Origin of the sequence: Macellibacteroides sp. (assembly GCF_050251695.1) — a bacterium.
Classification (GTDB): Bacteria; Bacteroidota; Bacteroidia; order Bacteroidales; family Tannerellaceae; genus Macellibacteroides; species Macellibacteroides fermentans.
In genome coordinates this window covers 1-21,408 of the sequence record NZ_JBFWMI010000013.1, presented here as the reverse complement: position 1 = coordinate 21,408, position 21,408 = coordinate 1, and the positions used below count along the sequence as shown (strand labels likewise).

The window sequence follows — 21,408 nt, the reverse complement described above, 5'->3', positions numbered from 1 at the left end:
TGTGAGGAAATTTTGAACCACTAGTAACCATTTTATTATTTAATTATGAATGTGAGTATCTTGAAAACTGCGATTGCTTGTATTTTGTTGAACTGCCTGGTCTCCTGTACTGCGAAGGATGAATGGACTTCCCTGATGGATAAAGACCTTTCTCAATGGGAAATGTATCTGAGTTATGAGCATAAACCCGATTACAATGGAAGTCAGCCGTTGGATGAAGCTGGTAATCCGGTTCAACCTATCGGCTATAATAAGAATGTGAAGAATGTCTTTTCGGTTGCCGAACAGGATGGTGTACCCGTGTTAAGAATCAGCGGCGAGATTTATGGATGTGTTTATACAAAACAGTCTTTCGAAAATTATCATCTTCGGATGAAGGTTAAGTTCGGAACTAAAAAGTGGGTTCCCAGACTTAATGAGCCAATGGATTCGGGGCTGTTGTATCATTCGCACGGCGAGTGTGGCGTAGATTATTGGCGTTCGTGGATGGAATCGCACGAGTTTCAGGTGATGGAAGGGGGCTTCGGTGATTACTGGCGCATTGCCGATACCGGAGCGAATATCAAAATGCGCGATCCGGATGCCAACAACGAAAAGGCCAACTATGATCCGAAAGGGATAGACACATATATGGGAGTTGACGGTAAACGAAGTGGTTTTGTTCAGTTTAGCGAAGACCATGAGATTGCAGGCGATTGGAACACAATCGAGCTGATTTGCTTCGGGGATAAAAGTATCCATCTGGTGAATGGACATGTGGTTATGGCCTTGTCGGGTTCGGTTTACAAGGAAGGAAACGAACTTAAACCCCTTACCAAAGGCCGGATTCAGTTGCAAAGCGAAGCAGCCGAAGTATTCTATAAGGAGATTCAGATTAAAAAGATCGAAGCTCTTCCTTCGGAGTATATTTCCCTCTTTTGATAAAAAAGTTTAATTCAATCAATCTAATATACCGAAATGGATTCATTCTATCTGTTTCGGTATATCTTTGTGTGCCTTATTAATCTATTTGAAATCTTTTTGCTCGTTGGCAATATCATTGCAACAGGGTTTGTAAGTGTTTTTTAAATTTATTAGTGTTCTCAGTTCTTAATTCATTAGTGTTAATTATCTAATATCTTAAAAGAGATGAAATTAAAGTTGTTTTATGTGTTTATGGTGCTGGCTATCGCTTCGGCATCCACAATGGTGCATGCTCAAAAGGCCAACAAGTTAACCTCCAAAGAAAAAAAAGCAGGTTGGGTTCTTTTATTTAACGGAAAAGATTTTTCCGGATGGAGACAATGTAATGGTACGGCAATGCCGAAAAACTGGACAATCGAAGATGGTGCCATGAAGGTATTTACTGCCGAAGGATCCAAACCAGGAAATGGTGCGGGAGGAGATATTCTTTTCGGAAACAAGAAATTCAAAAATTTTGAACTGTCGATAGACTGGAATGCAGGTAAGATGGCTAATTCAGGGATATTCTACAATGTTCGCGAAGTTCCGGGAAAACCTATTTACTATGCTGCTCCCGAAGTACAGGTGTTAGACAACGTGGATGCTACTGATAATAAGATAGACAGCCATCTTGCCGGTTCATTGTATGATATGTTGCCAGCCGATCCTGCTACGGTGAACCCTGCAGGTCAGTGGAATACCATTGTTATCCGTGTTGAAAACGGAAAGGTAACTCATACACAAAATGGTAAGAAGGTGGTAGAATATACTTTGTGGACCAGTGAATGGGATAATCTGGTACAGAACAGTAAGTTTAAATCTTTCCCCGGATTTACCGAAGGCATTTCTAAAGAAGGATTTATTGGTCTGCAAGATCATGGATGGCCAGTAAGTTTCCGTAACATCAAAATACGTGAGTTATAAAATAAAATAGGTTTACTAAGATCTTGAGAACCTGGGGATGAATCAATTGCTGATTCATCCCTTTTTCTTGTATCATCTGTAGGCAAGTTTGAATCAAATATCTTATTCAATATATGAGCTCGTACCTATTTTTGCACACCTGTTTGTTATTTTGATACTTACTGTGGTACAGTATGTATCTTTTTTTTATATTTGTACTAAATCTTTCCTCAGAATTATGAAAAATCCGGTTGCCTATCTGCTCGTATTTTACCTGTTCTTATCTTCTTGTTCAGGAGTTGAGAAAGAAGAGCCATATGTTATAGCCTTTTCGCAATGTATGATGGATGATGTTTGGAGACAGGCCATGATGTTGGAGATGAATATCGAGGCATCCAATTACGACAATATACGGATTGTAATTGCAGATGCCAAAGAAAGCAATGAAACACAAATAAAACAGATTCAACAATTCATAGATCAGAAGGTAGATGTACTTATCATTTCGCCAAATCAGTCCGATTCAATAACTCCCATTGCGGTTGAAGCCTACAGGAAGGGAATTCCAACAATCATTGTTGACAGAAAGATTGGTTCCGAAGAATATACGGCTTATGTTGGAGGTGATAGTTACGAAATTGGCCGGATAGCAGGCGAATATGCAAGTGCATTTCTTCCTGAAAATGCAACAATAGCCGAAGTCTGGGGTACCAAACTGTCTTCTCCTGCACAAGAACGACACCTGGGATTTATAAATGGTCTCAAAAAGAAAAATGTAAATATCAAAACGGTAGTAGGTAACTGGCGCAGGGAAATAGCAAAAAAGGAAGTATCTCAATTAGAAGATTTCAATGATATAGATTTGGTTTATGCACACAATGATGTAATGGCGCTTGGGGCAAGAGAGGCCATCTCTGAACGTGATTCGGCGTTGGTTTCTAAAATTATATTTTTGGGTGTTGATGCTGCATTTGGGAAAGGAGCCGGACTTGAAGCAGTTGCAAACGGGTTACTTAACGCATCCTTTTTGTATCCATCCGGGGGCGATCAGGTGATTCGTGTTGCAATGAAAATCCTGAATAAGGAACAAACGGATAAGAAATATATCTTGAATACGGCTGTTGTCGAGAAAAATACGGCACGAACGTTGCTTTTGCAATCTGATCAGCTAATCAACTATCAGAACAGGATTGAGCAGCAAAAAAGGAATATTGATATGTTATTTCAAAAGTTTAGTATGTTGCGTCACTCTTTATTTCTGATATTGTCTCTGCTTGCTTTGTTGCTGTTTTTTGCAATTTATATATTTTATATAAACCGGAAGATTAACAAAAAGAATAAGCAATTACATATTAAAAACAAAGAATCGGAAGAACAACAGCAAAAACTAATCTGTCTGAATGAAAAGATTGAACAGGTTACATCCCAAAAATTACAGTTCTTCACCAATGTATCACACGAAGTACGTACTCCGCTTACTTTGATCGTGGGACCTTTAGAGAAATGGATCAAATTAACACCCGAATCTCCGTTGCTTTCTGATCTGAAACTGATGAAGAAGAATGCCGACCGGCTGATGAGGGTGATCAATCAACTGCTGGATTTCCGGAAGATTGAGAATAATAAAATGGGATTGACGATCAGTCAGGTTGATATAGTCGCCTTTACAGAAAACGTGATGTCTCTTTTTGAAGATCTGGCCAAGTCTAAACAGATCTGCTACGAGTTTGTTTCCGAGATCCCGACTTGTAAAATATGGATTGATCAGGATAAGATGGAAAAGGTTCTGACCAACCTTTTGTCTAATGCATTTAAATTTACAGCTGTAGGAGGGAAAATAAGTGTTCAAATTAAAGATGGTTCTGATAGAATTTACATTGTCGTTCGAGACAATGGGGTAGGAATTGAGAATAATGAAATTGATAAGATATTTGACCGGTTTTATACCGGATCTGTGTCATCTGGAGTTGGTGCAGGAATAGGCCTGCATCTTACCCAGGAATTTGTGAATATGCATCAGGGACAAATTCTGGTGGAGAGTGTCCCCAATGTCGACACGCTTTTTACTCTGGAGTTACTAAAAGGGAGAGATCATTTACCCGACTGTTTCCCGCTTGTAAATCCGGAGGATAGAATAGATCTTGTACCCACTTCAATGAATGTGGAGGTATCAGACGATCTATTAACTAAAAAATACAACTTCACTATATTGGTAGTTGAAGACGATCCGGATATTCAAGCTTATATTCAATCGGAATTTGCGCCCAATTTTACCACGTTAAAGGCTGGAAATGGGACTGAAGCACTCGCAATTCTTGAATCAGAAAATGTGTCGCTTGTTTTAAGTGATGTCCTGATGCCCGAAATGAATGGGTTTGAGCTTTGCAGGCGTATTAAATCGGATCCCGATTTATCCCATATTCCGGTTATTTTACTTACTGCGCTTATGGATGACAGTCAGCGTATATACGGAGTATCAGAAGGAGCGGACGACTACATACAAAAGCCATTTAATATTGACTTTGTGAAAGTAAAAATAATACGCTTATTGGAAGAGAGAAAGCGATTGCAGAAGCGGTTTATGCAGACCATGCAGGCAGGAGGTATTCCAATTATTGAAACAGAGGCTAAAATAGAGAGCCTGGATGAGCTGTTTATGAGAAAGTTTGTAGACTTACTGGATGTTTCATACGAAAATACGGAACTTAACGTAGAGAAAATCAGTGAGGAATTAAGAATTTCCCGGGTACAGCTCTACCGTAAGGTGAAGGAGATCTCGGGCTTGTCTCCTGTCGACTATCTTCGGAATTACCGATTAAGTAAGGCAACTACATTGCTTAATCAGAAAAGATATTCCGTAAGTGAAGTAGCCTATCGAACCGGCTTTTCATCACCAGCCTATTTTGCCAAATGTTTTAAGTCTGTTTTTAATATGACACCCACAGAGTACGTATCGCAAGAGTAGCAGCGTCAATATATTGCTAGCACAAATGATTCAAATCTGTTTCGATTGTTATAAATCAAACTAACTAGTTCTTTTATGTAATTATTTTGATCGTTTCTGATTCATATTTTATAGAGTTGGCGCTGGACATAGAGTAATATTGCGGCTCAATTAATTTTAAATAATAATATGATGAAGTCACATTCTTTTAAATGGAGTCTGCTTATAACTCTGTTTTTCTGGACACAATGGTCCTATGCTCAGCAAGTTCCTATTCAGGGAACCGTAATTTCTGAAACAGACAATCTTCCGATAATCGGAGCTTCTATTATTGAAAAAGGAACCACGAACGGAACAATAACCGATCTGGATGGAAATTTCACCTTAAATGCCTCTTCAGGCAGTGTTATTCAGATTAGCTATGTAGGTTATTTAACGCAAGAACTTCCTGTTAAAGGAATTCCCAAACAAATTCTGTTGAAAGAAGATGCCAAGGCTTTATCTGAGATTGTTGTGACAGGTTACTCAACTCAAAAGAAAGCGGATCTTACAGGATCGGTTTCTGTAGTGAAGATGGACGATATTGAAAATATCAGTACCGGTAATGCGATGAAATCCTTGCAAGGTCGTGTGCCGGGGGTGTTCATTCAATCCAGTGGAGCTCCGGATGGTGGTGCCACAGTACGGATACGCGGTATTGGTACATTGGGGAACAACGATCCTCTTTATATAATTGATGGGGTACCTAGTAAGAGATCAATGAACGAGCTTTCTTCAACCGATATTGAATCAATTCAAGTATTGAAGGATGCCTCTTCGGCCAGTATTTACGGATCAAGGGCAGCCAACGGGGTTGTTATCGTAACAACGAAGAAAGGAAAAAATAATGAAACAAAAGTCGACTTCAGGGCTTCGTTGACAGCGCAGGATTATTCAAAATCCCTCGAATTACTTGATGCAGAAGAAAGAGGTATGGTGCAATGGCGCGCAGCTATGAATGACGGTGTGAATCCCAACTTCGGTGTGTACAATTTCGAATGGCACGGTGATGCAGCCACTGGATATGTTCTTGATAAGGTAATTATGCCTGAATACCTGGATCAGCAAAAAACAATGAAGCCGGCTAATACGAATTGGGTGGATGAAGTGGGTCGTACCGGCTTGACACAAAATTATAACGTGACACTTTCAACAGGAACTCAAAAAGGACGCGCTCTATTCTCCTTAGATTACTTTAATAATCAAGGAACAGTAAAGGGTACGGAATACGACCGCTTTACTGCACGTATTAACTCTGATTATTCCCTGATAAATGATAAACTGAAGATAGGTGAGAATTTTTCAATATCCAAGATGCGCAAATCACTTATTAATGCACAGAGTATTTTAAATATGACCCACGAGATTCAGCCTATTATTCCGGTTTACACATTGGATGGCGGTTGGGGCGGTCCGGTTGCAGGGATGAGCGACAGACATAATCCGGTGCGTATCATAGAAGATAATAAACAAAACCATGAAGATGTAGTTCGTCTGTTTGGGGATGTGAACCTTGACCTTGAAGTGTTGAAGAACTTGCACTTCAGATCGAAATTTGGAATCGACTATACCGGTTATTGGCAGCGAAATATGCAGCTCACTTACGTATCCGGATTTATGTCGGAGTCCACCAACCGGTTGGATAACTCTGCAAATTACGGAGGTAACTGGATATTAAGTAATACGTTGAGTTATAATTTCGAGTTGGGTAAAAATGTAGTGGATGTGATGGGCGGACAGGAGATGATGAAATATTCATTCAATGCAATATCGGCTGGCAGGGATGTCTTTGCTTCGGAAGATCCGGATTATATGTACCTTGATGCAGGTGAATCAAACAAAAGAAATGCCGGTTCTGCAACTGCCTATTCGTTGCTCTCTTACTTTGGAAAGGTAAACTATAGCTTTGATAATCGTTACCTGATATCGGCAACGGTCCGTTACGATGGATCCTCCAGATTCGGAGCAAACAACCGTTACGGAACATTTCCTGCATTTTCATTCGGTTGGCGTCTGAGTGAAGAATCGTTCTTTAAAGCTGCTTTCCCTTATGTCTCGGATTTGAAACTACGCTATGGATGGGGGCAGACGGGTAATCAGGAGATTGGGGATTTCGCTTCGCCGGCATTGTATCAGGCTTTATATGGAACAGACCCAACGTGGGACAGTGATCATGGAACGGCATACGACATCAGTGGAACCGGAACCGGCGATTTGCTATCGGGTTACCGTCGTACTCAACAGATGAATGCCGATTTGAAATGGGAAACTACTACGCAGAATAATATCGGTCTTGATTTTGGATTTATCAATCAGAAGTTCTCCGGTTCGTTGGATTATTTTACAAAAAGTACGAAGGATATCTTAATTAACCCTCCTTATATTGCTACCATCGGCGAAGGTGGAAGCCGCTGGGTAAACGGCGCAACGCTCGATAATAAAGGATTTGAATTCATCCTCTCCTACAATGATAAAATAGGAGATGTTGGATTGAGCGTAACAGGTAATATTTCGAGTTATAAAAATAAAGTGGTAAAGCTACCGGAAGATGTTATCAATTCGTATGCAGGTAATGGAAACGATCAGACAATTTTGGGGAGACCATTAAATTCAATGTTCGGATATGTGGCCGAAGGGATCTTCCAGAATCAGTCAGAGGTGGATGCACATGTGGAACAAACAGGTAAAGGGGTAGGCCGAATCCGATTTAAGGATGTAAATAAGGATGGAAAAATAAATGATGAAGACAGAACCTGGTTGGGTGTGGCGGATCCCGACTTTATCTATGGCTTGAATGTGGCCGTTAATTGGAAAAACTTCGATTTCAGTATGTTTTGGAATGGGTTGGTTGGTTATAACGTAAACAATGAAGTGAAGAGGTATACCGATTTCATTAGTTTCTTTGGTGGACATAATTATGGTAAAAGAACGCTGGATGCCTGGACTATTCAAAACAGTTCATCCACTATTCCTGCTTTATCATTAAATGATAACAACTATGAAAGTCGTTACTCATCCTATTTCATTGAGAATGCTTCGTACCTTAAACTGGCTAATATGGAGATTGGATACACCATTCCAGAGCATCTGTTAAAGTCGGTTTACATGAAAAATGCCCGAATCTATGTAATGGGGCAGAACTTGCTGACGGTTAAAAAGACCTGGGGCGACGATGCGTTTACCGGTGTAGATCCGGAAACTCCCAATTTGTCTTATCCAATTCCTTTTTCAGTAACTTTTGGTGTGAACGTAACTTTTTAATTGATAGAATTATGAAAACAATGCAATATATATTTACATGCTGCTCTTTGTCGGTTCTCCTTTTTTCATGCGATTCTTTCCTGGACGAGAACCCGAAAGGAGTTTTGAGCAACGAACAACTGAATACTCCTGAAAATGTGGAGAAAATGGTCATAGCAGCTTATTCGAGTTTAGGTAACGATCATTACACCGAACCAAACAGTCCTTGGCCCTACGGAGACCTTCGCTCCGGAGATGCCTATAAGGGAGGTGCAGGAACGGGAGATTTGCAGGAATTCCATTTTTATGAAACGTTTACTTACCTCAGAGACGATATCGGTTTGCTGGATAGTAAATGGTACAAGGAATATGTCGCCATATCAAGGGCAAATAATGCGTTGGCCAGATTGAATGCCATCGACGAAGCCGATTTTTCAAAGAAGATGATCCGTATAGCTGAAATGCGATTCCTTCGTGCTCATTATTATTTCGAGCTGAAGCTGTTGTTCAAACAAATTCCTTTTATTGACGAAACTGTACCGGTGGAAGAATACATCAATGTATCCAACGTAGAATTTACAAGTCAGCAGCTATGGGATAAAATCATTGAAGAATTCCGTTTTGCAGCTCAAACCCTTCCTGATAATAATGCTGAGGTGGGTAGAGCCAACAAATGGATGGCCAAATCATATCTTGCCAAGGCATTATTGTATGCAGCCTACGAACAAGATGAAAAGCATAACGTGACAAACATCAACAAAGATAAACTAACGGAGGTGGTGAATCTAACCAGTGAAGTTATAAATTCCGGTAAATATGGCTTGAATGCCGATTATGCGGATAATTTCCTCTGCGAAACAGAAAATAGTAAAGAATCCATTTTTGCTGTTCAGCATTCAAGAAACGATGGAACATTACATGGTCGCCTGGATTGGGGTGCCATGTTAAATTATCCCATGAATCCGGAATATGGATGCTGTGGATTTCATCAGGCTTCTCAAAATCTGGTAAATTCATTTCAAACCGACGATAAAGGATTACCCAAGTTTGCCGATTTCAATAGTAAGAACCTGAATACTCCGGATGATTTATTACAAAATAATGTGGATCCGCGTCTTAATCACAGTGTGGCTATACCCGGACTTCCCTACAAATACAATCCTGAGTTTATTTTTGAAGCGTGGTGGAACAGACAACCAGAGGTTTATGGAGCTTTTATGTCATTAAAAGAGGTTGTATTGCCCGATTGCCCTTGCTTTGAAAAGGTAAATCCCTTTATGTCGAGTTCAAAAAACAGGGATATAATCCGTTATGATGATGTCCTGTTATGGAAAGCCGAAGCCCTTATTGAACTAGGGCGCGAATCAGAGGCATTGCCTTTAATCAATTCCATACGTGAAAGAGCCGCAAACAGCACCGCCCGTTTAGTGGATGTTCAAGGTGATCCTACAGGCAAGTTTGTGGTCGGTACCTATCAACCGGGAATTAATTGCACCTGGACAAACGACTTTGCCCGTCAGGCATTACGTTGGGAGCGCCGTATGGAGTTTGCAATGGAGGGATTCCGGTTCTTTGATCTGGTACGATGGGGAATAGCCGCCGAGTACCTCAACAGCTACTTCGCCGTTGAGAAAACTAGACGTGAGCATCTTCGCGAAGCAAAATTTACAAAAAACAGAGACGAATACTTTCCTATTCCGAAACAGCAGATTAACTTTAGCAAAAAGTTATATGTTCAGAATTACGGATGGTAAATAATATAGAAGGCAAACCAATTTTTTTACTATTTTTGGTTTGCCTTCAAATCTTACTAATCAATATTGTTAAATGCGATAGAATATTAATCTGATAAAGACGAGTCATCGTAATATGAAGTCTATGAGGATTAAAAGCATATAACTAATACTAATTATCTTAATATAAACATTGAGTAAAAACGATCTATATGAAAACAACGTATCTCTATTTGCTATCCATGCTGCTTTTAGCGACAGCATGTATGCAGACTAAATCAAATGATAACGAAGGATCAGGTGCAGGGAATAAATTTCAGGAAAAATTCCGTCCGCAGGTTCACTTTACGCCGCCAAAGCATTGGATGAATGATCCCAACGGAATGGTTTATTACAAAGGAGAATACCATCTGTTTTATCAACATTATCCCGAAAAGTCGGTTTGGGGACCGATGCACTGGGGGCATGCTATCAGCACAGACCTGGTTCACTGGGAGCATATGCCCATAGCAATTTATCCGGACAGTCTGGGTTACATCTTTTCCGGTAGTGCTGTTGCCGACCACAATAACACCTCCGGATTAGGAACAAAGGAAAATCCTCCTTTAGTTGCCTTTTTTACCTATCACGACATGAAGGCGGAAAAAGAGGGCAGGTTTACCGAAATCGAATCTCAGGCTATCGCGTATAGTCTGGACAAAGGGCGTACCTGGTCCAAATACAAAGGAAATCCGGTTGTGAAGAATCCCGGAATCCGCGATTTCAGAGATCCAAAAGTTATCTGGCATAATGATTCGAAACAGTGGATTATGAGTATCGCTTCAGGGCAGGTTATTAAATTCTACTCATCTCCCAATTGCCTTGACTGGACTTATCTGAGTGAGTTCGGAGAGGGGCGTGGTGAACATGGAGGTGTTTGGGAATGTCCGGATCTGTTCCCGTTGCAGGTTAAAGGATCCAATGAAACCAAGTGGGTACTGATTGTCAACATTAATCCCGGAGGACCTGCCGGAGGTTCTGCAACCCAATATTTTGTAGGTGATTTTAATGGAAAAGAATTTATTTCGGCACAATCCAAAACCCAATGGATGGATTATGGGAAGGATAATTATGCAGGGGTAACCTGGAGCAACGCTCCCGAAAGCCGCAGGATCCTTATCGGATGGATGAACAATTGGGAATATGCAGGCGAAAAGCCTTGCATCGAGTGGAGCGGAGCTGCTACCTTCCCGCGTGAACTGGGATTGGTTAAAGAGCTGGACACCTACCTGCTTACATCCGAACCGGTAAAAGAGATTGAAAAACTGTACGGCGAAAAGGTGGAGTTTATTAATCAGGACATAAAAGGCATCATGACAATCTCGGATAGAATCCCGTTTGCCAAGTCGCCGGTAGATATCAGACTTCGATTTGACATTGCAGATAAAACAAAAATGGGATTCCCCTCCAAATATGGTATTACATTGAAAAACTCGCGTGGAGAATATATTACGGTGGGGTACGATAATGTGGATTCATTCTTTTATGTAGACCGTACCAATGCCGTTGGTGAAGTTTTCTCGGAAAAGTTTGCTCTCACCCATATAGTTCCTTTTATTGCAAATGGTAATTACGCTGACTGGAGAATAGTGGTGGATAAAACATCTCTTGAATTTTTTGCAGCGGATAATAAAGTGGTGATCACGGATCTTTACTATCCAACCGAAGATTTTGATATAATCGAGATCTTTGCCGAGAACGGACAGATACGGTTGGGCGAAGCCTCAATTACCGAATTAAAATCCATATGGAAATAAAAGTTTCAACCGATAATAGATACAACAAACAATAAAATGTACGCACATGAAAAATAAACCTGTAATTGTTGGAATTGGAGAGCTTCTGTGGGATATGCTTCCATCCGGGAAAAAAGCCGGAGGGGCACCGGTTAATTTTGTCTATCATGCCTCACTTCTGGGAGCCGAGAGCTACGCTATCAGTGCTATCGGTAAGGATGCGCTTGGAGATGAAATTTTGCAAGAGCTTGATAAAATAAAACTAAGCTATTTCATAGAAAGGGTGGATTATCCAACCGGAACTGTATTGGTGCAGCTGAAAGAAGGAATTCCCAATTATACGATAATAGAGAATGTGGCTTGGGATTATATCCCGGCAACGGATGAGGTGAAACAGATGGCAAGACGTACCGATGCGATTTGTTTCGGAACATTGGCACAGCGTTCGGCAGTATCCAGAAGTACCATTCATGAAATTTTATCCCTGGTACCTCAAAGTGCCTATCGTATATTGGATATAAATATTCGTCAGCATTTTTATTCGAAGCAGATAATTGAAGAATCTCTTCGGTTGTGCAACGTTTTTAAAATGAATGATGATGAGTTAGAGTTGCTGCGTGAGATGTTTCCATTGGATGGATACGATGAGGACGCTGCCTGCAGATGGTTTCTCAACCATTTTAACCTGAAGGTCGTGATTCTTACAGCCGGGGCCGATTATAGTAAGGTAATTACAAAAGACGATTATTCCTGCATTCAAACAACCAAAGTGAAGGTGGTGGATACGGTAGGAGCCGGCGATTCATTTACGGGGGCTTTCATCTCATCGCTCATAGAGGGAAAATCATTGCAGGAGTCACATCAGTTTGCCGTTGATAAAGCTGCATACGTTTGTACCAAAGCCGGAGCGTGGACCGTATGATAATTTACGCGAGTATTTACTTTATGCATTATAGTCTATGAAAAGTTCAAATTCCTATGCACGTATCATCCCGGTGATGTTTGCTTTCTTTTCGATGGGTTTTGTTGATTTGGTTGGTATTGCTACGAATTACATAAAGAAAGATTTTATGTTGTCTGATACCATGGCGAATCTGATGCCTTCCATGGTTTTCTTTTGGTTCCTGATTTTCTCGGTTCCAACCGGCATGCTGATGAACAAGATCGGCCGGCGAAAGACAGTAGTTATCAGTCTGCTTGTAACAGCTCTGGCTTTGTTGATTCCGGTAGTCGGTTACAGTTTTACATTTATGCTGCTTTCTTTCTCTTTACTGGGAATCGGAAATACATTGATGCAGGTCTCTTTAAATCCGTTGGTTGCCAACATAGTTGCGGGCGACCGATTGGCCAGCAGCCTCACACTCGGTCAGTTTGTTAAAGCGATCGCTTCGTTTCTGGCACCAATTATAGCTGCTTGGGCAGTTATAACATTCGGCGATTGGAAGATGCTTTTCCCTATTTTTGGAGTCATCGCAATATTGGCCGCGGGAACTTTGTCTCTTACAAATATAAAAGAGCAGCCTATTGAAGGAAAACAGTCTACATTTTCGGAATGCTTTAGTCTGTTGGGTGATAAGCTTGTGTTTATGTTATTTCTGGGCATCTTGGTTCATGTCGGTATTGATGTAGGTATCAACCTTACGGCACCGAAGTTGCTGATAGAGCGTATGGACATGACCTTGGCTGATGCGGGATATTCAACCAGCCTTTATTTTCTGTTTCGAACACTCGGTTGTTTCTCCGGAGCTATAATCCTGGCCCGTTTTTCTGCCAAAAAATTCTTCATTATCAGTGTTGCCTCCATGGTTATAGCTGTTGGCGGACTTTATTTCGGACATAGCCTTTTATCGCTTTACATCTGCGTGGCACTGATCGGGTTCGGTAATTCCAACGTATTTTCAATCATGTTTTCGCAAGCGCTGCTTCATCTACCTCAACGAAACAACGAGATCTCCGGCCTCATGGTAATGGGAATTTCCGGAGGAGCTGTCTTCCCCTTGTTGATGGGTATTGCTTCCGATGCCTTATCGGGACAGATCGGCGCGGTAATTGTTCTAACAATTTGTGTCATGTACTTAGTTGTTCTGGCCCCAAAGATTAAATAAAGTCACAACTCCCCGCTTCATGAATGAATCAGAGGCGGGGAGTTGTTTGTTTTCTACTATAATACTTGTTTTACAAAAAAGAGCGTTATTTTTGCAACGTCGTATTGTTCATTCTATCAATATTGCAGAAAACTAATTTAAGATAATAGGACCTGATACTACATGGAAAGACGGGATTTTGTAAAAACAATGGCAGCCGGCGCTGCATTAGGAATTATCACTCAAGACACCCAGGCTGTCGGCATACATAATTCTTCAGAAAAAACAGATGTAACAGATAGAAATGACAGAGCATACTGGTGCGACTTGATGTATAGAATGGCCGAACCCGTTTTATCTGCAATGGCTAAAGGCGAACTCAGAAAAAGAATGTCTGTTGAAGTCAGCCCAACATGGGATGGAAGAGATAAATCCGTTACCTATATGGAGTGTTTCGGTCGTTTAATGTCTGGTCTGGCCCCGTGGCTTTCACTCCCCGACGACGAAACTCAGGAAGGCAAACAAAGGAAACAACTCAGGGAATGGGCCTTACAGAGTTATGCTCACTCAGTAGATCCCAAAAGTCCGGATTATCTGTTATGGCATTCCGAAGGACAGCCGCTTGTTGATTCGGCATTCTTCTCCAATGCATTGATCCGAGCTCCTAAGCAATTGTGGGAACCCCAGGATAAGGTCACCAAAGAAAGAATCATATCGGAACTTAAACAATTGAGACGAGTTAAACCTCCCTATTCAAATTGGTTGCTTTTCGCAGCCATGAATGAAGCCTTTTTTAAGTCGGTTGGCGAATCATACGATCCGATGCGCGTTGATCTTTCCATCAGAAAGATGAATGAATGGTATGTGGGTGACGGATGGTATATGGATGGCGAGCGTTTTCATTATGATTACTATAATTCATTTGTAATTCAGCCCATGTTGCTGGAGATTCTCGAAGTCTTTTCCGAACAAAGCGAATCGGAAAAGAAAGCGTACAATCAGGCTTTAAAAAGAATTCAGCGTTATTCGGAACAACTGGAGCGTATGATATCTCCCGAAGGGACTTTTCCTCCTTTTGGACGGTCACTCACCTACCGTACAGGAGCTTTCCAGCCCTTATCGTTGCTGGCCTGGAAAAAGTTATTGCCCGAAAAGCTTTCCGAAGGGCAGGTAAGGGCAGCGCTTACGGCTGTACAAAAACGGATATTTACGAATCCCACTAATTTTAATGCTGAAGGATTTCTGACTATCGGATTTGCCGGCAAACAGCCTGAGTTAGGAGATTCATATAGCAACAATGGAAGTATGTACCTTACGTCCGAATGCTTTCTGGCTCTTGGACTGCCTGCAACAGACTCTTTTTGGACAGCACCTGCAGCCGACTGGACAGCAAAAAAGGCATTTGCAAATGATAAATTCCCAAAGGATTATGCAGTAAACTATTAGTTGGAGATTAAATACATTTTGTGTTGTCCCATTCGAAACAATGAAATTCTTTAAGATAATCTTATATTAAAACATAAATGAATAATTCTATGAAAAAGCTTTTAATTCCATTTCTCGTGTTGTTTTTATTGATGCCTTTCGGCATTGCAATGGCTCAGCCCGCACAGAAACTGATTAGTGTGGTTATATCTCCCGATCATTCCAACTGGGAATATAAAATTAAACAGGAGGCGAAATTTACCGTGCAGGTTTTTAAAAGTCAGGTTCTTTTGGATAATGTTACGGTCGACTATGAACTGGGCCCGGAGGCATTTCCCTCTGTTAAGAAACAGAATGTGGTTCTGAAAGACGGTAAGACAGAACTGAAAGCCTCCTTGAAGGAGCCGGGCTTTCTTCGTTGCCGTGTGGTTGCAAAAGTAGATGGTAAAGAATACGAAGGATTGGCAACTGTAGCCTATGAAGCAGAAAAGATCCGCCCTACCACCCCCGATCCGAAAGACTTCGATCTTTTCTGGAGCAACTCGATTGATGAAGCACGTAAAACGCCGCTTGATCCTACCATGGTGTTGGTTCCCGAAAAGTGTACCTCTTCGCTTAACGTGTATCATGTAAGTTTTCAGAATGACATGAGAGGTTCACGTGTTTACGGTATGCTTTCCGTTCCGGTAAAACCCGGTAAATATCCGGCTGTTTTATTGGTACCGGGTGCTGGTATCCGTCCCTATGGAGGGTCCAATATGGGTGAAGATATAATCTCTCTTGAAATAGGTATTCACGGAATCCCGGTTAATTTACCTCAAGAGCTCTATTATAGCCTTGCAACAGGAGCCTTGCGCAATTATAACGGGATTAACAAGAACGACCGCGACAATCACTATTACAAACGGGTATATCTTGGATGCGTAAGAGCTGTAGACTTCATTTATTCGTTGCCTGAGTTTGATGGAGCAACGGTAGGAGTAACAGGTGGCAGTCAGGGAGGAGCTTTGTCCATCATTACAGCCGGACTGGATTCCCGAATCAAATTCCTGGCTGCATTGTATCCGGCTCTAAGCGATTTTGCAGGATACCTGAACAACCGGGCAGGAGGTTGGCCGCATTATTATAAGAATGCCAAACCTCAGCCTAACGAAGTAGAAACACTTTCTTATTTTGATGTTGTGAATTTTGCGAGCAGGGTAAAAGCACTTGGATGGTACAGCTGGGGTTATAACGATGTGGTTTGCCCTCCCACATCTATGCATGCAGCTTATAATGTTATCAAAGCCCCCAAAGATCTTCATCTGTACCTTGAAACAGGCCATTGGACTTTCCCCGAACAGAATTCAGCCCGCATATCATGGATCAGAAGTCAGTGTAAAAAATAAATAGTAACATATAGACATTAAAGGCCGGTTCAAATCTGATTGAGCCGGCCTTATCTGTTTTCAGTATGTAGAAACAGAAATCTATTTTTCTATGTAATCATTTGCCATACCGATTATTGTTTCCAGAAACTCATTAGCTTCATCTGGAGATCTATAAAAATTATACACGTGCTCTGTAAATAGTTTTTCCCATTCCGGATTGATTGATAGTTTATCAACAAAAGGCTTGTATTGGTCGTGGATCATTATTCGTCCAACAAGGTAGAATGTTATATCGATCGCCATAAACGTATCCGTAAACTCCGGATCCTGTTGTCTTATAGTATAAATTTCTAATGCCCGTTTTACAACAGCCTTTTTCTCATCAGAGGTAAGTTGCGAAATGAAATAATTTTGAGCTAAATGCATTTCCAGCAAATAATGAGCAAAAGCATGCTTCTTGTGTTTTTCTAAAACTCTCTGGTATCTGTAAAGCAGACAACTGGCTGCATCGGAACGCTTTTTAAGTTCCTGAAAAACATTTAATTCTTCGTAAACAAACTCGTATCCTTTTTGTGTATTCTCCCATGCAAAGAAATCGGCATATAATGGGTACTCCCACAATGCTTGAATAAGAGCCTGAGTAGACATCGCTTTTACTACCGACTTATTAATCTGGCAAACGTCAACCATCTGCTCCCTGTCATTAAGCTTAATCCATTCTTTGGTGTTGGGAATTACAGGATAGTTATAGGATCCTTCCGGACGAGGCATATTCATACTTTCCAGTATTGGAACATACAAAGGGACTGCATATATATCATATGCCTCATCTTTGTTACAACTTAACATTGTAAGAATACAAGTGGAAATCAAAATTCCAATAATTAGTTTTTGCATATCATAATTATTTAAGGTAATACATATTTATCAAATTCGGACAATATCCTAACTAGTCTATTTCTTATGCTTAATCAGCATTATCACAGGGTTTGAATCCTCATTTAGTGTTGCAGCAATTTTCTTCAGTTTCCCTTTCAGCTCACCATTATTATAGGATTCTATGAGCTGGTTCGCATCTAAAGCTTGCCAAGATTCGATTTCGTGATTTACAGGTCTTAACCAGTTCATGTATATCTCTTTTTTGATTGTATAGTCGCCATTATAAACTGTATAATTGAAAAATGCTTTTTCCTGCCTGTCGTACATGAAAAAAGTTCTAGAAAACCCTTTTCCTGTACTAAAATCAAATACGTTTTTAATTGTTTCCATAAAATAATAACGGTCTGAAAAAAACCTTAATATAAGAAATACCTCCGGATTCATAGTTTGGATAGAAGGAGTTCTTACTAAAAGCGGATATAAACTATAATCTGGAGATAATGTATATACGGTATCGGATGAAGTTTCTGATAATATACAATTGCCTTTGAAGGTTATAATTCTACGATAAGGTCCCGGGGTCTTTATATAAATATGTTCTTCATCTCTTGTTTGCTGTAATAGTAGTATTTTCTTTTTAAAGGGAATTTTGATTTCTTTGGTAATACTGCCATCCTTTTTTGAAATAAGAACAAATGGAATTTTTTCATTGTATTGGTCATAACAAATCAGATTATTCTTGTCATAATTAAATATGTCGTTATAAAATAAAGTCCCGTTACCTTTTTTGTGTTGAAAACTCCGTTTAAAGTTTCCATATAAGTCATATACATGAATCTTTTGGAGAGAGATGTCGTTAATAAACATTTCTTCGTTCTCCTCATCTAAAGTAATATTAAAACAACTAATGTATTCTTCACCTCCTTGGCCTCTACGGTTTATTTTTCTTAATGCATTTCCGGTTCTGTCATAAACAAAAATATCCCCATCGTCTTGGTTGGTTACCAATATTGTCTTTTTGCCAATATCATGCACAACACCTCGATTAAGAAAGTCATCTTTTGTTTCCAAGGCAACATATTCCACATCCATAAAATCCTGAAGAATCAATTCCTTTTTGGACGAAGGAGCTTTCGTAATGTCAACAACGATTATATCATCGCTAATAGCTTGTTTTTGCCCGCATCCAGCCAAGCCTGCGAGCAAAGCGATTACCAATACTAATGTTGCCTTTTTCATGTTTTTGGAGTTGTAATTAATGGTTGATATTCAGAGAGTTAATAGGTTCTATTAGCACTCTTACGAGAGCTACAGGCTAAGCCAAAAAATCTATTTATCTTTGTATTCATAATATTTCTGAATACTTTGAACTTGTTTTGTTGTCACTTTTTTACCTCCATTGAAATTATATGTTATTCCGATTGATATACCTGTTTGGCTTGTGAGATACCTTTTCTTGGAAAGTACATCCGGGGTATCGATTATTATCTGTCTGTTACGGGCAAGAGCTGTAAAGTTAAGACTTGCCAGTAGCTTTTCTTTTAGCAGATATTTATACACTTTACCGTACAATCCATAGACCGCTTTATAGGTACGCTCTTGCGATTTGTAGGTAGGCTCTAAATATGCTGTTAAATTACCACCCCACCCAGAAAGGGTATTAAATGTATTTGTTAATAATACATAGGGTTTCCATGCAGCGGTATTGATTTCTAGTCCCTTATATTTCATCCACTCTAACCTTAAATTACCCTTTATACTCCACCACTGTGATATTTTAAATGTACGGTCTGTAGCAAAGCTATGTCCGTACATACGCCCGTTGTTTACAGGCATAGTATAAGTTACTAAAGGATTTTTCTCGTCGACGAATGTCTTGTAATACAATAAATCGTTTCCCGAAACAAATAAATAGTTTAGATTCCATTTGCTTTTATATGCCGTTCCAAGCATAATTATGTGAAAATTGACCGGTTTAATATTTACATTACCCTTTGTATATGAATTTTCATTATTATACACAATAACAGGAGATATGGCATTATATGGAATTGGATCCATGTCTCGTTGATAATTTAGGTTAATGTATGTACCATCCTGAGGATTAATATTGTACATTAAGCTAAGAGAGGGGTAGAATCCAAAATAAGTACGTAAGTTTGTTTCGTATATCTTTTTTGAATGGTAACTTATTTTATTTTGTTGAATTCTATAACCGGCTTTATATTTTATTTTCTTGCCAATTGCTGAGGAATACGACATATATCCTGCATACTTTATTCCTTCCAACATATAATTATCGCATAAATCAGTATCAGCAATCCATGCATTATTTATTAAATGTTGATAATCCAATTGTTGATCAGATTTATTCAGACTGTAGTTTGCTCCAAAATCTAACTGACCTTTCTTCCCAATCATAATTGCAAATCTGGCGTCAACTTCATACATATCGGTTTTATTGTCTATATCATTTTTGGAGTATTTATTAGTTTCTGATTCACTATTAATTCCATATCTATAAATGCCGTTTTGTTGGATTTGATTTGAAAAATTCAGATAATCAGCAATAAGTTTGAAGTTGGATCCTTTAGAATCAATCTGCCAATTATAATTCAATGCCAATTGATATTGCCTGTTCTTTGTATCATTGTTAATATCCGAGCCAGTTGAATTCGTAGTAGTCTCGTTACTATTTTTTACGATAGAACTGGAGTGTTGAATTGGAGTTGCATCAGCAATACTTAACCTTCCATTAATGCCAATACTATGCATTTTATTCAGTTCATAGGATAGGTTTAACCTGTCAGAGAAGCTTTGCTTCCATCCTCTCTCATAAGTTCTCATCGTTATATTCTGCTCCAACTGCTTATAGATTGAGCTGATTTCATACGTATCTGTTTGTTTGAAATCATTATAAGACAGATAATTATAGACACTTAGTCTCTTATATGCATAATTTACGGATGCATTTATATTATCTGAGTAATGCCCTTCGTTAAGAAGAAGAGCATAGTCGCCGGATACTGATCCATAGTATCCTCCATTAACTAGCTTTTTGAGTTTAATATCTATAATTCCACCTGTACTTCCTGCATCTTCTTCGCTTCCTGAAAGATATATAATTTCAATTTTATCAATATTATCAGCCTGTATAGCATCCAGTTCTTTTCGATCTCTTAGCTTACGTCCATCTATATAAATTTGAGAGACGTCTCTTCCATTTAATTTTAAAACTCCTCTTTCGTTGGTGATCCCGGGCATTAGACCAAGAACTTCCGTTGTATTATTTCCTTTGACTATTGGATTCCCCTGCAATGAAACAATGTATCTGTCTGGTTTATGCTGAATTGCATTGGCGGTAACAATAACAGCCCCTAATTCATTGATATTGTCTTCTAAAACAATTGGAGATAAGGCCATATTGTCTTTAATTACAACGTCTACATGTTTACGTTTAAACAGCAAATGAGTTATTTGCAATGTATATCTGCCAGATGATATACTGTTGATTCTAAATTTTCCATCCTCATTGGTGATACTACCTCCTATATACGTTGAATCAATTGCAGATAACAGAGTTACCGTTGCGTAGTTAATGGACTGTCCACTGGTATCATGCAAACTACCTTCAATAGAATACCTGACATTTGAATCTGCCCAGATATATATAGTTGAATGCAGCACTAAAACGAAAAGAATCAGTCGTTCTAGTTTCATGGTTTGCAAGGATTAAGTATGGATGTTTTTGTATTCATACATGCAGATTAACAAAAGTCCTTCAATATTTTTCTCAAATATATAATTAATTCTGCGGGGTTAGGTAATTAATCTATTAAAATTGATTAATAAGCTGTTAAATAGATATCATACGGCAATGTTGCCTTATATTGTAACTTCCTGTTAATCTATTAAGTCCGCTTCCTGTATACTTTAATTTTTTTGAATTGTAAGTATTCGGTGTAGTACGTGTGATAAAATAGTATTATTCTATTTATAGCTTTAGCAAGATAATTTTTTAGATTACTTTTTCCAGTTATGAGGTAATAGTTCCTTGTAATTTTTGGGATCACA

General features: G+C 39.4%; 13 protein-coding genes. 10 read left to right on the top strand and 3 right to left on the bottom strand.

All coding sequences use genetic code 11. The features are described from left to right. The first annotated feature begins 45 nt into the window (after positions 1–45). From AB7E53_RS03600 to AB7E53_RS03555, 10 genes are all read left to right on the top strand, one after another. Positions 46–921 carry a 3-keto-disaccharide hydrolase gene (locus AB7E53_RS03600; RefSeq protein ID WP_068186297.1) on the top strand — a complete coding sequence of 292 codons (876 nt, stop codon included), beginning with the start codon at positions 46–48 and terminating at the stop codon, positions 919–921. Positions 922–1,128: 207 nt separating this feature from the next. Continuing rightward, complete coding sequence (locus AB7E53_RS03595; RefSeq protein WP_068186295.1) at positions 1,129–1,866, top strand: 3-keto-disaccharide hydrolase; 738 nt, start codon at positions 1,129–1,131, stop codon at positions 1,864–1,866. A 217-nt stretch (positions 1,867–2,083) separates the two neighbouring features. Next, positions 2,084–4,810, top strand: coding sequence for a substrate-binding domain-containing protein (locus AB7E53_RS03590; RefSeq protein ID WP_446774208.1), 2,727 nt, complete (start codon positions 2,084–2,086; stop codon positions 4,808–4,810). A gap of 168 nt (positions 4,811–4,978) precedes the next feature. Further along, positions 4,979–8,089: a SusC/RagA family TonB-linked outer membrane protein gene (locus AB7E53_RS03585; protein ID WP_446774206.1), complete on the top strand. Its 3,111-nt coding sequence runs from the start codon at positions 4,979–4,981 to the stop codon at positions 8,087–8,089. 11 nt (positions 8,090–8,100) lie between these two features. Next, positions 8,101–9,822 carry a RagB/SusD family nutrient uptake outer membrane protein gene (locus AB7E53_RS03580; protein WP_179399838.1) on the top strand — a complete coding sequence of 574 codons (1,722 nt, stop codon included), beginning with the start codon at positions 8,101–8,103 and terminating at the stop codon, positions 9,820–9,822. A 191-nt stretch (positions 9,823–10,013) separates the two neighbouring features. Continuing rightward, positions 10,014–11,597: a glycoside hydrolase family 32 protein gene (locus tag AB7E53_RS03575; RefSeq protein WP_446774204.1), complete on the top strand. Its 1,584-nt coding sequence runs from the start codon at positions 10,014–10,016 to the stop codon at positions 11,595–11,597. A 46-nt stretch (positions 11,598–11,643) separates the two neighbouring features. Further along, the gene (locus tag AB7E53_RS03570; RefSeq protein WP_446774202.1) at positions 11,644–12,498 is read left to right on the top strand and encodes a carbohydrate kinase family protein; all 855 of its coding nucleotides are present in this window, start codon (positions 11,644–11,646) and stop codon (positions 12,496–12,498) included. Between the two features lie 37 nt (positions 12,499–12,535). After that, positions 12,536–13,681, top strand: coding sequence for an MFS transporter (locus tag AB7E53_RS03565; RefSeq protein WP_446774201.1), 1,146 nt, complete (start codon positions 12,536–12,538; stop codon positions 13,679–13,681). A gap of 162 nt (positions 13,682–13,843) precedes the next feature. After that, positions 13,844–15,106 (top strand): DUF2264 domain-containing protein, encoded by a 1,263-nt coding sequence (locus tag AB7E53_RS03560; RefSeq protein WP_446774199.1) that lies wholly within the window; start codon positions 13,844–13,846, stop codon positions 15,104–15,106. 89 nt (positions 15,107–15,195) lie between these two features. After that, positions 15,196–16,473, top strand: a complete 1,278-nt coding sequence (locus AB7E53_RS03555; RefSeq protein WP_446774197.1) for an acetylxylan esterase — start codon at positions 15,196–15,198, stop codon at positions 16,471–16,473. A gap of 81 nt (positions 16,474–16,554) precedes the next feature. Here the strand turns inward: AB7E53_RS03555 and AB7E53_RS03550 are convergent, their stop codons facing one another. From AB7E53_RS03550 to AB7E53_RS03540, 3 genes are all read right to left on the bottom strand, one after another. Further along, complete coding sequence (locus AB7E53_RS03550) at positions 16,555–17,352, bottom strand: hypothetical protein (protein WP_446774195.1); 798 nt, start codon at positions 17,350–17,352, stop codon at positions 16,555–16,557. Between the two features lie 57 nt (positions 17,353–17,409). After that, a complete protein-coding gene (locus AB7E53_RS03545; protein ID WP_446774193.1) occupies positions 17,410–18,573 on the bottom strand; it encodes a 6-bladed beta-propeller in 1,164 nt (387 codons plus the stop codon). A gap of 90 nt (positions 18,574–18,663) precedes the next feature. Then, complete coding sequence (locus tag AB7E53_RS03540; RefSeq protein WP_446774191.1) at positions 18,664–21,054, bottom strand: TonB dependent receptor; 2,391 nt, start codon at positions 21,052–21,054, stop codon at positions 18,664–18,666. Positions 21,055–21,408: the final 354 nt, after the last annotated feature.